13 protein-coding genes are annotated in these 12,855 nt (G+C 72.5%); 12 read left to right on the top strand and 1 reads right to left on the bottom strand.

Going from position 1 to position 12,855, the window contains the following annotated elements; all coding sequences use genetic code 11:
* The first annotated feature begins 155 nt into the window (after nucleotides 1–155).
* The 10 genes from AB0M93_RS08150 (at nucleotide 156) to AB0M93_RS08105 (ending at nucleotide 8,107) form a co-directional block, all read left to right on the top strand.
* The gene (locus AB0M93_RS08150) at nucleotides 156–770 is read left to right on the top strand and encodes a malonic semialdehyde reductase (protein ID WP_364269700.1); all 615 of its coding nucleotides are present in this window, start codon (nucleotides 156–158) and stop codon (nucleotides 768–770) included.
* 133 nt (nucleotides 771–903) lie between these two features.
* Nucleotides 904–2,931 (top strand): threonine--tRNA ligase, encoded by a 2,028-nt coding sequence (gene thrS / locus AB0M93_RS08145; RefSeq protein ID WP_364269698.1) that lies wholly within the window; start codon nucleotides 904–906, stop codon nucleotides 2,929–2,931.
* Complete coding sequence (locus AB0M93_RS08140; RefSeq protein WP_364269696.1) at nucleotides 2,928–3,470, top strand: HIT domain-containing protein; 543 nt, start codon at nucleotides 2,928–2,930, stop codon at nucleotides 3,468–3,470. Before thrS ends, AB0M93_RS08140 begins: the two co-directional genes overlap by 4 nt.
* 62 nt (nucleotides 3,471–3,532) lie before the next feature.
* Nucleotides 3,533–4,054, top strand: coding sequence for a MarR family transcriptional regulator (locus AB0M93_RS08135; protein WP_364269694.1), 522 nt, complete (start codon nucleotides 3,533–3,535; stop codon nucleotides 4,052–4,054).
* 88 nt (nucleotides 4,055–4,142) lie between these two features.
* Nucleotides 4,143–4,769: a phosphatidylinositol phosphate synthase gene (gene pgsA / locus AB0M93_RS08130; RefSeq protein WP_364269692.1), complete on the top strand. Its 627-nt coding sequence runs from the start codon at nucleotides 4,143–4,145 to the stop codon at nucleotides 4,767–4,769.
* Complete coding sequence (locus tag AB0M93_RS08125; RefSeq protein ID WP_364269690.1) at nucleotides 4,766–5,683, top strand: phosphatidylinositol mannoside acyltransferase; 918 nt, start codon at nucleotides 4,766–4,768, stop codon at nucleotides 5,681–5,683. Before pgsA ends, AB0M93_RS08125 begins: the two co-directional genes overlap by 4 nt.
* An 18-nt stretch (nucleotides 5,684–5,701) precedes the next feature.
* Complete coding sequence (locus AB0M93_RS08120) at nucleotides 5,702–6,850, top strand: glycosyltransferase family 4 protein (RefSeq protein WP_364270689.1); 1,149 nt, start codon at nucleotides 5,702–5,704, stop codon at nucleotides 6,848–6,850.
* Nucleotides 6,847–7,329 carry an NUDIX hydrolase gene (locus tag AB0M93_RS08115; protein WP_364269688.1) on the top strand — a complete coding sequence of 161 codons (483 nt, stop codon included), beginning with the start codon at nucleotides 6,847–6,849 and terminating at the stop codon, nucleotides 7,327–7,329. The genes AB0M93_RS08120 and AB0M93_RS08115 overlap by 4 nt, the downstream gene beginning before the upstream one ends.
* A gap of 1 nt (nucleotide 7,330) precedes the next feature.
* A complete protein-coding gene (locus tag AB0M93_RS08110) occupies nucleotides 7,331–7,585 on the top strand; it encodes a hypothetical protein (protein WP_364269686.1) in 255 nt (84 codons plus the stop codon).
* A gap of 18 nt (nucleotides 7,586–7,603) precedes the next feature.
* Complete coding sequence (locus AB0M93_RS08105) at nucleotides 7,604–8,107, top strand: XdhC family protein (RefSeq protein ID WP_364269684.1); 504 nt, start codon at nucleotides 7,604–7,606, stop codon at nucleotides 8,105–8,107.
* Between the two features lie 53 nt (nucleotides 8,108–8,160).
* On the opposite strand, the gene AB0M93_RS08100 is transcribed toward AB0M93_RS08105, so the two are convergent.
* A complete protein-coding gene (locus tag AB0M93_RS08100; RefSeq protein ID WP_364269682.1) occupies nucleotides 8,161–10,269 on the bottom strand; it encodes an elongation factor G-like protein EF-G2 in 2,109 nt (702 codons plus the stop codon).
* 125 nt (nucleotides 10,270–10,394) lie between these two features.
* Between AB0M93_RS08100 and AB0M93_RS08095 the strand changes: the two genes are divergently transcribed.
* Both AB0M93_RS08095 and AB0M93_RS08090 read left to right on the top strand, forming a co-directional pair.
* Nucleotides 10,395–11,837 (top strand): FAD-binding oxidoreductase, encoded by a 1,443-nt coding sequence (locus AB0M93_RS08095; protein WP_364269680.1) that lies wholly within the window; start codon nucleotides 10,395–10,397, stop codon nucleotides 11,835–11,837.
* Between the two features lie 33 nt (nucleotides 11,838–11,870).
* Complete coding sequence (locus AB0M93_RS08090; RefSeq protein WP_364269678.1) at nucleotides 11,871–12,854, top strand: DUF5937 family protein; 984 nt, start codon at nucleotides 11,871–11,873, stop codon at nucleotides 12,852–12,854.
* Nucleotide 12,855: the final 1 nt, after the last annotated feature.

Below are 12,855 nucleotides of genomic sequence, written 5' to 3'. Positions count from 1 at the left end.
TACCGGCACCCGACCACGCCGTCGTAACCCGGTCGGGTGACCGGCCTCGACGGCCGGTGATCCACCTCGCCGCCGCGAAGTGGTTGAGGGCGAAATAGTTCAACGCTCAACCTGGTTGCACGGGGTACCGACCCAACGGAAGGAAGCTCAGCCCCATGACCACCTTTGCCGAGCAGACCGAGGCCATCCAGGTCCCCGCGGACGTCCAGAACCTGCTGTTCCGCGAGGCCCGCACGGCCAACAGTTTCAGCTCCGAGCCGGTGACCGAGGAGCAGGTCCGCGCGATCTACGACCTCGTCAAGTGGGCCCCGACGTCGATGAACACCCAGCCGCTGCGCGCGCTGGTGCTCCGGACCGCCGAGGCGAAGGCCCGCCTGCTCCCGCACATGGCCCCGGGCAACCGGGACAAGACCGAAGCCGCTCCGCTGACCGTGGTGCTCGCCGCGGACGTCGACTTCCACGAAAACATCCCCCAGGTCTTCCCGCACGCCCCGCAGGTGAAGGACAACTTCGCCGACGAGCAGGGCCGCGTCGAGTTCAGCAAGCTCAACTCGCTGCTGCAGGTCGGCTACTTCATCATCGGCGTCCGCGCCGCCGGGCTGGCCGCCGGCCCGATGACCGGCTTCGACGCCCAGGGCGTCGACGACGAGTTCTTCGCGGACAAGAAGTGGCGCTCGCTCGTCATCGTCAACGTCGGCAAGCCGGGTGAGAACCCCTGGTTCGACCGCCTGCCGCGGCTCGACTTCGAGCAGGTCGTCGAAACCCTCTGACCTCGATCGGACGGGCCGCCTCCCGGACCGGGGGCGGCCCGTCCGGCGTTCGCGCCACGCGCGTGAGGCGCGCGCGGGCCGCCGACTAGCATCGACGGGGTCGTCTTTGTCACTCCAGCTTGAGGAGCCGATCGTGTCCCAGTCGCCCCCCGTTTCCCCCGTGGCCGCCTCCCGTGTGGTGGTACCGGCGGGCACTACGGCGGGCGCGGCGGTCCGCGAAGCCGGCCTGCCGACCAAGGGCGCGGACACCGTCGTCGTCGTCCGGGACGCCGGCGGGAAGCTGCGCGACCTCGCCTGGGCGCCGGAGGCCGACGCCGAGGTCGAGCCGGTCGCGGCGAACACCGAGGACGGGCGCAGCGTCATCCGCCATTCGGCCGCCCACGTGCTCGCCCAAGCCGTGCAGCAGCAGTTCCCCGAGGCCAAGCTGGGCATCGGCCCGCCGGTCAAGGACGGCTTCTACTACGACTTCGCCGTCGACAAGCCGTTCACCCCGGAGGACCTGCAGGCGCTCGAAAAGCGCATGAAGCAGATCGTGAAGGGCGCCCAGCAGTTCTCGCGGCGCGTTTTCGACTCCGTCGACGAGGCCAAGAAGGAACTCGCGGACGAGCCGTTCAAGCTCGAGCTCGTCGACCTCAAGTCCGAAGTGGACACGTCCGAGGTGATGGAGGTGGGCGAGGGCGAGCTCACCATTTACGACAATCTCGATCCGCGCACCAAGGAACGTGTCTGGAGTGACCTCTGCCGCGGTCCGCACGTGCCGACCACGAAGTTCATCCCGGCCTTCAAACTGACTCGCGTCGCCGCCGCGTATTGGCGGGGCAGTGAAAAGAACCCGCAGCTGCAGCGGATCTACGGCACGGCGTGGGAGTCGGCCGAGGCGCAGGACGCCTACCTCGAGCGCATCGCCGAGGCCGAGCGCCGCGACCACCGCAAGCTCGGCGCCGAGCTGGACCTGTTCTCCTTCCCCGAGGAGATCGGCTCCGGCCTGCCGGTGTTCCACCCGAAGGGCGGCATCATCCGCCGCGAGCTGGAGAACTACTCGCGCCGCCGCCACGAGGAGGCCGGCTACGAGTTCGTGAACACCCCGCACATCAGCAAGGGCGAGCTGTTCCACACCTCCGGCCACCTGCCCTACTACGCGGACACGATGTTCCCGCCGGTGCAGTTCGACGAGGAGAACTACTACCTCAAGGCCATGAACTGCCCGATGCACAACCTGATCTACCGCTCGCGCGGGCGGTCCTACCGCGACCTGCCGCTGCGGCTGTTCGAGTTCGGCACCGTCTACCGCTACGAGAAGTCGGGTGTCGTGCACGGCCTCACCCGCGTGCGCGGGCTGACGATGGACGACTCGCACATCTACTGCACCAAGGAGCAGATGCCGGGCGAGCTGCGGTCGCTGCTGAAGTTCGTCCTCGACCTGCTCGCCGACTACGGCCTCTCCGACTTCTACCTCGAGCTGTCCACCCGCGGTGACTCCGACAAGTTCATCGGCGAGGACTGGGAGTGGGAGGAGGCCACCGAGACGCTGCGGCAGGCCGCCGTCGACTCCGGCCTCGAGCTGGTCCCGGACCCGGGCGGCGCGGCCTTCTACGGACCGAAGATCTCGGTGCAGGCCAAGGACGCCATCGGCCGCACCTGGCAGATGTCGACCATCCAGCTGGACTTCAACCAGAACAAGCGGTTCGAGCTCGAGTACACCGCGCCGGACGGCACCCGCCAGCGGCCGATCATGATCCACCGCGCGCTGTTCGGCTCGATCGAGCGCTTCTTCGGCGTGCTGACCGAGCACTACGCGGGCGCGTTCCCGGCGTGGCTTTCGCCGGTGCAGGTGGTCGGCATCCCGATCACCGCCGACCAGGTCGAGTACCTGCAAGACGTCCAAAAGGCGTTGCGCGCCAAGGGGATCCGCGCCGAGGTCGACGCGAGCGACGACCGGATGCAGAAGAAGATCCGCACGCACACCACGCAGAAGGTGCCGTTCATGCTGCTGGCCGGGGCCAAGGACGTCGAGGCGGGCGCGGTGTCGTTCCGCTTCCGCGACGGCGGCCAGATCAACGGCGTGCCGGTCGAGAAGGCCGTCGAGGCGATCGCGGAGTGGGTCGGGCGCCGCGAAAACGCCTCGCCCTCGGCCGAAGCGCTGGAGACGGTCGTTCGGTGAGCGAGGGTCCCGAGCTCGTCGAGCAGCAGGGCATCGGGGTCCAGGACGCCTTCCAGCGTCTCTGGACCCCGCACCGGATGGCCTACATCAAGGGTCAGGACAAGCCGGACGACGACGGCGACACCGGCTGCCCGTTCTGCCGGATCCCGTCGCTGGACGACAAAACCGGCCTGATCGTGGCCCGCGGCGACGTCGTCTTCGCGGTGCTGAACCTGTACCCGTACAACCCGGGGCACCTGATGGTGGTGCCGTACCGGCACGTCGCGGACTACACCGACCTGACGGTCGAGGAGACCCGCGAGGTCGCCGAGTACACCCAGCACGCGATGAAGGTGATCCGGGCGGTGTCCGGCGCGCACGGCTTCAACATCGGCCTGAACCAGGGTGTGGTCGCGGGCGCGGGCATCGCCGCGCACCTGCACCAGCACCTGGTGCCGCGGTGGGGTGGGGACGCGAACTTCATGCCGGTCATCGGCCAGACGAAGGTGCTCCCGCAGCTGCTGGGGGAGACGAGGGACCTGCTGGCCGACGCCTGGTGAGATCAACGGCCTGACCGGCAAAAACTCCTGATTGAGTGTTCAACCGAGAGTATGATGGGGTTATGTCCGGAACCCGATGGCTCAGCGACGACGAACAGCGCGTCTGGCGTGAGTTCAATTCGGCCACCCGCATGCTCAGCGCGCACCTCGAAGCCCAGCTGCAGCACGACTCGGGCATGCCGCACACCTATTACGAAGTCCTCGTCGCGCTGTCGGAGGCGCCCGGCCGCCGGCTGCGGATGAGCGAGCTCGCCGACGCGCGGCAGGCGTCCCGCAGCCGCCTCTCGCACGCGGTCGCGCGGCTGGAGGCGAACGGCTGGGTGCGCCGCGAGGCGTGCCCGACCGACAAGCGCGGCGCCTGGGCCGTGCTGACCGAGGCCGGCTTCGTCGCGCTCGAAGCGGCCGCGCCCGGGCACGTCGAGGCCGTCCGCGAGAGCCTGTTCGACCCGCTGACGCCGGAGCAGGTGACGGCGCTCGGCGAGATCAGCGCCGCGATCCGCCGTCAGCTCTCGCCGAAGTGCGCGGCCGCCAAGGCCGCCGAGGACGCGCGGGAGCACGAGGGCGAGCTCACGAAATCGGGCTGACCCGGGGCGGCGCGTCGGGGGCGGGCCCGTGGGTGGATAGGCTGCCATCGCCCACCCGACCCTCGTAGCCAGGTGCCTCGACGAACCGATGCTCAATATCTTCGCGCGTGCCTCCGTTTCCCGCGTCACCGATCCGATCGGCCAGGCGCTGGTCCGCGCCGGGCTGACCCCGAACGTGATGACCGTGCTCGGCACCGCCGGCGCGGTCGTCTGTGCGCTGGCCTTCTTCCCGACCGATCACCTGCTGTGGGGCACCTTCACGGTGTGGGGCTTCGCCATGCTCGACCTGCTCGACGGCGCCATGGCCCGGGCCCGCGGCTACGGCACCCCGTTCGGCGCGGTGCTCGACGCGACCTGCGATCGGCTGGTCGACGGCGCCCTGTTCGCCGCCATCGCCTGGTGGTGCTTCGTCGTCGACGACAACCGCCCGGCGGCGGCGGCGGCCCTGCTGTGCCTGGTGCTCGCCCAGGTCATCTCCTACGTCAAGGCCCGCGCCGACGCCTCCGGCCTGCCGGTCGACGGCGGGCTCGTCGAACGCGCCGAGCGGCTGATCATCGCGCTCGTCGGGACCGGCCTGCACGGCTTCGGCATCCCGTACACCGTGGACGTGACGCTCTGGCTGCTCGCCGTGCTGTCGGTCATCACGCTGCTGCAGCGCACCGCCGCGGTGGCGAAGGCGGCCCGCGAGGCCGCCGCCGGGGAGCAGCGGGCATGAGCAGGCTGTCAGAGCGGTTGAGCGCCTTCGGCTACGCGGCCGGGTGGAAGCTCGCCGGCTGGCTGCCCGCCGGGTTCGGCGGCACGGTCTTCTCGCTCGGCGCGGACCTCGCCGTCCGCCGGGACGGCGGCGGCGTGCGCCAGCTGCGCGCGAACCTCGCCCGCGTGGTGCCGCAGGCCGACCCGGTCGAGCTCGACGAGCTGACGCGGCGCGCGATGCGCTCGTACGCCCGCTACTGGCACGAGACGTTCCGGTTGCCGTCGATGGACCACAAGGAGGTCAGCGCCAAGGTCGCGGCGTCGATCACCGGCGTGGAGAACCTCGACGCGGCGCTGGCCGAGGGCAACGGCGCGGTGATGGCGCTGCCGCACAGCGGCAACTGGGACGTCGCCGGCGTGTGGCTGGCCGACTACCTCGGCGGCTTCACGACCGTGGCCGAACGGCTGAAGCCCGAGTCGCTCTACCGCCGGTTCGTCGAGTACCGGGAGTCGCTCGGCTTCGAAATCGTCCCCCTCACGGGTGACAGTTCGGCGATGCGCGTGCTGCTGAAACGCCTGCGCGAGAACAAGGCGGTCTGCCTGGTCGGCGACCGCGACCTGACCACCAGCGGCATCCCGGTGAAGTTCTTCGGCGAGCCCGCCCGGCTGCCGGGCGGCCCGGCCCGGCTGGCGGCGACGACCGGCGCGGCGCTGATCCCGGCCGGCTGCTGGTTCACCGAGGACGGCTGGCAGATCCGGCTGCACCCGCGCATCCGGGTCACCGCGCGGGCCGAGGTCCCGGCCGCCACCCAGGCTCTGGCGGACATCTTCGCCGGCGACATCGCCGCGCACCCGGCCGACTGGCACATGGTGCAGAAGTTCTGGCCGGCCGACCTCGAGGCCGCCGAGCGGGTCAGCCTCGAAGAAGCGAGCTGACCGGTGGCCACGCGGCCGATGCGCGTCGGGATCGTGTGCCCCTACTCCTTCGACGTGCCCGGCGGGGTCCAAGGGCACGTCATCGACCTGACGAAGGCGCTGCTCGCGCGCGGGCACCAGGTGTCGGTGCTGGCGCCCGCGGACGAGGACGCGGAGCTGCCGGAGTTCGTGCACCCGGCGGGCAAGGCGCTCGGCATCCCGTACAACGGCTCGGTCGCGCGGCTGCAGTTCGGCCCGGTGTCCTACGCCCGCGTGCGCCGCTGGATCCGCGAAGGCGACTTCGACGTCCTGCACCTGCACGAACCGGCCGCGCCCAGCCTGTCGCTGCTGGCGCTGCTCATCGCGGACGGCCCGATCGTGGCGACGTTCCACACCGCGACGACGCGCTCGCGCACGCTGTCGGCATTCCAACCGGTGCTGCGGCCCCTGCTGGAGAAGATCACCGCCCGGATCGCGGTGTCGGCGCTGGCCCGCCGCGTCCAGGTGGAACACGCGGGCGGCGACGCGGTGGAGATCCCGAACGGTGTCGACGTCGAGTTCTTCTCCTCGGCGACGCCGCTGCCGGGCTACCCGCGGGCGGGCGGCACGGTCGGGTTCGTCGGCCGGTTCGGGGAGCCGCGCAAGGGCATGGGGGTGCTGCTGGAGGCGCTGCGGCGGATCCTGCCGGAGTTCGAGGACCTGCGGCTGGTCGTGGTCGGCCGCGGTGACGAAGAGCAGCTGCGCCGTGACGCCGGGCCGGAGCTGGCCCCGCACCTGGAGCTGCTCGGCCAGGCCGACGACCACGTGAAGGCCCAGGCGCTGCGCAGCGTCGACGTCTACTGCGCGCCCAACACCGGCGGCGAGAGCTTCGGGATGATCCTCACCGAGGCGATGGCGGCCGGGACCCCGGTGCTGGCCAGCGGGCTGGACTCGTTCCGGCGGGTGCTCGACGACGGCCGCGCCGGGCTGCTCGTCGACACCGGCGACCCGGCCGCGCTCGCCGGCGGGCTGCGCGAGCTGCTCGGCGACCCGGCGCGCCGGGTCTCGCTGGCCGCGGCGGCGGGGGAGCGCGTCACGATGTACGACTGGTCGGTGGTGGCCACGCAGGTCCTGCGCGTCTACGAGACGGCCGTCGCGGCCGACCCGCGGCGGGTCGCGGCGACGGCGGAACAGGAGCTCGCCCGGTGAGCGTGCTCGGCTGGCTGCTGCCGCTGCTCGCCCTGGTCGTGGTGCTGGGCGGGCTGTTCCTGGTGGCGACGGCGAACCGCCTCGACCGGCTGCACGTCCGCACGGACGCCGGCTGGGCCGCCCTGGACGCGGCGCTGGCCCGCCGGGCGGTGGTGGCACGCGCGGTCGCCGTCGTGCTCGGCGACACGGGCCTGCGGACGTCGGCCGAGCGGGCCGAAGCGGCGCCGCGGGCCGACCGGGAGGCCGCGGAAAACGAGCTGACGCTGCAGCTGAGCCGCGTCGACCGGGCGTGCTTGCCGGCCGAGTTGGCCGAGGAGCTGACCGACGCCGAGCACCGGGTGGTGATCGCCCGCCGCGTCCACAACGACGCCGTCCGCGACACGCTGCGGCTGCGCCGGCGGCGGAAGGTGCGGTACTTCCGCCTCGCGGGGACCGCGCCGTTGCCGGAGTACTTCGAGTTCGCCGAACCGGAGGTCTGACATGTGGTGGGTGGTCGTCGAGGAGCAGCGCGGCATGGGCGACAGCCGGAGCTGGTCGCTCTCGGAGACGTTTTCCCAGCCGGACCAGGCGTCCGCGGAGGCCGAGGCGCTGCGGCTGGCGCGCGAGTACCAGCCCGCCTACCCGTGGTCGCCGAAGTCGCGGAAGGTGCTGCGCGGCCCGGGCGGCTACCTGGTGATCGTCGAGGGCCGGACGTCGACGTTCCACTTCCGGCTGAGCGTGCTCGAAGAGCTCTGAAGCTGCCAGACTGAAGCCATGAGCGAGACTTGCGACGTCGCCCACGGCACGGCTCCGGCCGACCCGGGGCTGCGGACCCTGGTGGCGGTGTTCGCGTCGCCGGTTTCGCGGTTCCTGCTGAAGTTCGCGAAGGACCTCGGGTACCACGTGGCGCTGTACGAGCCCGATCCCGCGCGCGTCACCGACGTGCCCGAGGGGTTCGACGCGGACACCGTGCTGCCGCCGCTCGACGCCTCGGCCGACGTGGTCGTGACCGACCACCACCGGCCCGAGCTGGGCCAGGTGCTGAAGGCCGCCCTCGAAGGCGAGCCGCGGTGGGTGGGCGTGCTCGGCAACCCGCGTCACCCGGGCCCGCACGTGGCCGCGCTCCAAGGCCTCGGCGTGCCCGAGGCCGACATCGCCCGCGTGCACCGCCCGGTCGGGCTCAACATCGGCTCCCGCACCCCGCCCGAGATCGCCCTGGCCACGCTGGCCGGCCTCCTGGCCGACCGCAACAACCGCCCCGGCGGCTTCGGCTTCTGACCCGTCGTGAGTGGTAAGGCGCGTTCTAACGCGCCTTACCACTCACGACCTGCTCAGTGGACCGCCATTCCTTCCGGCATCGGCTCGAACCGCGCGTGGCGGCGGGTGAACGTGGCCGTGCCCGACGTCATCGAGCGCAGGTCGATCAGGTAGCGGATCAGTTCCGTCGCCGGGACCTCCGCCCGGATCACCGTCCGGCCGCCTTCGCCCGCCTCCGTGCCCAGGACCCGGCCGCGGCGGGACGAGAGGTCGCCGAGGACCGTGCCGAGGTGCTCGTCCGGCAGGCGGACGGCCACCTCCTCCAGGGGTTCCAGCATCGTGATGTGCCCGTTCGCCGCCGCCTCCCGCAAGGCGAGGGCGCCTGCCGTCTGGAACGCCGCGTCCGACGAATCCACGCTGTGCGCCTTGCCGTCGACCAGCGTCACCTTGACGTCGACCACCGGGTGGCCGTCCGCCAGCCCGCGCTGCAGCTGGGCCCGCACGCCCTTCTCCACGCTCGGGATGAACTGGTGCGGCACCGCGCCGCCGACGACCTTGTCCACGAACTGGAAGCCGCTGCCGCGCGGCAGCGGCTCGACCTCGATGTCGCACACCGCGAACTGGCCGTGCCCGCCGGACTGCTTCACGTGCCGCCCGTGTCCCTTGGCCGGCTTGGCGAACGTCGAGCGCAGGCTGATCTTCACCGGTTCGGTGTCGACGTCCGCGCCGCCCGCCCGCAGCCGCGAGAGCACGACGTCGGCGTGGGCCTCGCCCATGCACCACAGCACCAGCTGGCCGGTCTCGGCGTTGCGGTCCAGCCGCAGCGTCGGGTCGCCGGCGACGAGCCGGGACAGGTTGCGCGCCAACGTGTCCTCGTCGCTGCGGGTCTTCGCGACCACCGCCACCGGCAGCAACGGCTCCGGCATCGCCCACGGCTCCATGAGCAGCGGGTCGTCGGGGGAGGAGACGGTGTCGCCGGTCTCCGCCGAGCCGACCTTCGTCAGCGCGCAGAGGTCGCCCGCGACGCAGTAGGGCACCTCCCGCAGGGACGAGCCGAGCGGGGAGTAGAGGTGTGCGACGCGCTCGTCGGCGTCGTGGTCCTCGTGGCCGCGTTCGGCGAGACCGTGCCCGGACACGTGCACCGGCCGCTCCGGGCGCAGCGTCCCGGAGAACACCCGGACGAGGGACACCCGGCCGACGTAGGAGTCCACGGCCGTCCGGACGACCTCCGCGGCGAGGGGGCCCGCGGGGTCGGCGGTGATCGCGGCGTGCTCGCCGCCGTCCGGCGTGGTGACCTCGGGTGGCCGGTGCTCCAGCGGCGAGGGGAACGCGCGGACGATGCCGTCGAGCACCTCGGCCAGGCCGATCCCGCTGGTCGAGCACACCGGGATGACGGGGTGGAACGAACCGCGCGCCACGGCGGTTTCGAGGTCGGCGATCAGGGTGGCCTCGGGAATCTCCTCGCCGGCGAGATAGCGGTCCATCAGGGACTCGTCCTCGCTCTCGGCGATGATCCCTTCGATCAGCTCGTTGCGGGCCTCGGCCACCCGCTCCAGGTCGGCCGGGCCGGGCTCGCCGACCTTCGGCGGGTGCCCGCCGGAGTAGTCGAAGTACCGCTGGGTGATCAGCCCGACCAGGCCGTCACCCGCCGGGAGGTACAGCGGCAGCACGCCGGCGCCGAACGCGGCCTGGCAGGCGGCGATCTCGGCCGTCGCGTCGGCCCGGTGGTGGTCGAGCCGCGAGACGACGACCGCGCGCGGCATCCCGACCGCGGCGCACTCCTCCCACACCGCGACGGTCGCCGCGTCGACGCCTTCGGAGGCGCTGACGACGAACAGCGCCGCGTCGGCCGCCCGCAGCCCGGCCCGCAGTTCCCCGACGAAGTCGGCGTACCCGGGCGTGTCGATCAGGTTGATCTTGTGGCCCTGGTGCAGCACCGGCGCGACCGAGAGGCCGACCGAACGCTGCTGGCGGACCGCCGCCGGGTCGTGGTCGCACACCGTCGTGCCGTCGACCACCGAACCCGCCCGCGGCACCGTGCCGGACGCGGCGAGCAGGGCTTCGGCGAGGGTGGTCTTCCCGGAACCGGCCGGGCCGACGAGCACGACGTTGCGGACCTTGGCGGGGTCGTCCACAGCGACGGCGGCCCCGGTGTCGGCGTTCTTGGCTTGTTTGTCTGCCATGACGACTCCTCGGCGAACGGCTGGTGTACGGGATGTGTCCTCGATCACACACCCGCTACCCTGGTCACGGCAAGGCAGGGCTTCCGGGACCAGCCGAATGCCCCGGGGGCGGGGGAGGGAGTGTCATGGACAGGCGGACTTTCCTGCGGATTTCCGGGGCGGTGCCGGTGGCGGGCCTGGGCGCGTGGCCGCCGCCGGACGACTGGGCGCGGCTGCGCCGGCAGCTGGCCGGGCCGCTGTTCCGGCCGGGCGACCCGGGCTACCCGGAGGCCAAGCAGGGCTACTTCACGATGTACGACGAGCGGATGCCGGCGGCGGTCGTCGGCGCGGCCCGCGTCGAGGACGTCCAGGCCGCGGTCGCCTTCGCCGCCCGGCACCGGCTGCCGATCGCCGCCCGCAGCGGCGGGCACAGCTATCCCGGCTACTCCACAGTGGACGGCGGGATCGTGGTGGACCTCAGCCGGTTCTCGGGTGTCGATGTGTGCGGCGACGGCCGCGCGGTGATCGGGGCCGGCGCCCGGCTGGGCCCGATCGCCACGACGCTCGCGGCGGCGGGCCGGGTGCTCCCGGCGGGCAGCTGCGACACCGTCGGCATCGCCGGGCTCGCCCTGGGCGGCGGCGTCGGCGTCCTCGACCGGAAGTACGGGCTGACGTGCGACCACCTGGAGGCGGCGCGGATCGTCACCGCCGACGGCCGGGCGCGCACGGTGTCGCAGGCGGCGGAGCCGGACCTGTTCTGGGCGCTGCGCGGCGGGGGCGGCGGGAACTTCGGGATCGTCACCGGGTTCACCTTCCGGACCGTCCCGCTCACCGACGTCGCCACCTTCGACCTCAAGTTCCCGGCGGGCACCCAGGCCGCGTTGTTCACCGCCTGGCAGGACTGGCAGCCCGCGATGCCGGACGAGCTGTGGTCCGGGATGAACCTCGGGGGCGACCACGCGAACCTCGGCGGCACGTTCCTCGGCCCGAAGGCGCAGCTGGACGCCCTGCTCGACGACCTGATCCGCCGGGTCGGCACGCCGCCGATCCAGCAGCGGCGGCAGGTCCAGGACCACCTGAGCGCGATGCGGTCGTTCGACGACCGCGAGTCCCGGCCTGGCCTGGCCATCGACCGGGCCGCCTACGTCGGGACGTCGCGGATGCTCCTGCGGCGCGCCCCCGACCCGGCCGCGGTCGTCGGGGTCCTGCTTTCCGCGCCCGGCGTCGACACGATCATCGACGCGGGCGGTGGCGCCATCGCCCGTGTCGGCGTCCACGAGACGGCGTTCCCGCACCGGAGGGCCCTGGCCAGCTTCCAGTTCCTGCGCGGGGCGGAACCCGAACGTGGCGGCGAAGCCGAGGCCCGGCAGGCGGTCGCCGTGGCACGCGACGGGCTGGGGCCCGAATTCGGCACGACCGGGTACGTCAACTACCTCGACCCGGAGATGCCGGACTGGGCCGAGGCGTACTACGGGGTCAACCTGCCGCGGTTGCGCGCGGTCGCCCGAAAGTATGACCCGCGAGGAATTTTCGCCTTCCCCCAAGGACTTTCGGCGCCCCGCTCGACTGTCCACATCGGAGAAACATAGACTCCGCGCAACGGCGGCAGAGAGGCAGCGCGCGTGCTCGACCTGGCATTCTCGACCGAGGACCTGGCGCACACCCGGTTCGCGTTCTCCCCGGCCTGGGAAATCGTGGCGAGCGTCCGGGTCCTCAACCAGCCGGGGGAGCACGCGCTGCACCTGCCGTGGGTCAAGCGCGCCGGCGCGGCCATCGACGGCGCCGGCCTGGACATCGGGCTGCTGCGCGACCTCGTCCCGCTGCGGCACCTGCCGGGCTTCCTGGCCGGGACGCCGTCGACGCCGCTGCCCGAGCTGGCCGACGAGCTCGCGAACCTGCGTGACGTGCCCGCCCGCCTGGTCCGGCGCGAGCTGGACGCGATGGCCGGGCCGCGCTCGCCCGCGCTGAGCCGCTTCCACCGCGACCCGGAAGCCGGCCTCGAGCGGCTCGCCGCGCTGATGGAGCAGTACTGGGACCTGGTACTGGCCCCCGACTGGCCCCGGATCCGGGCGCTGCTCGAGGCCGACGTGCTGCACCGGTCCCGGCTGCTGGCCCAGGGCGGGGCCGCCGAGCTGTTCAACGACCTCACCCCGCTGGTGCGCTGGGAGGGCGGCACGCTCACGGTGGCGCACCGGCACCTGCACGCCGCCGTGCCGCTCGACGGGCGCGGCCTGGTCCTGGTGCCCTCGGCGTTCGTCTGGCCGCGGGTGTTCTCCAAGACCGACGCGCGCTGGCAGCCGGTGCTGCGCTACCCGCCGCGCGGGATCGCGACGCTGTGGGAGACCGGCACCGCCACCGCGCCGGACGCGCTGGCCGCCGTGGTCGGCCGCGGCCGCGCGATGCTGCTGACCGAACTGGCCGCGCCGGCGTCGACCGCCGAACTGGCCCGCCGGACGCGGCTGACCGCCGGAGCGGTGTCGCAGCACCTCGGCATCCTCAAGGCTGCGGGCCTGGTCAGCGGGCACCGTGCCGGACGTCACGTGCTCTACGCGCGCACGGCGCTGGCGGAAGCCCTGGTGGCGGGCAGCGGCGAAGTGGACTGCTGAG

Source organism: Amycolatopsis sp. NPDC051102 (assembly GCF_040682815.1).
In the GTDB taxonomy this organism is placed as follows: domain Bacteria; phylum Actinomycetota; class Actinomycetes; order Mycobacteriales; family Pseudonocardiaceae; genus Amycolatopsis.
The sequence above is the reverse complement of the archived record's forward strand: the minus strand, read 5'-3'. Positions and strand labels throughout refer to the sequence as shown.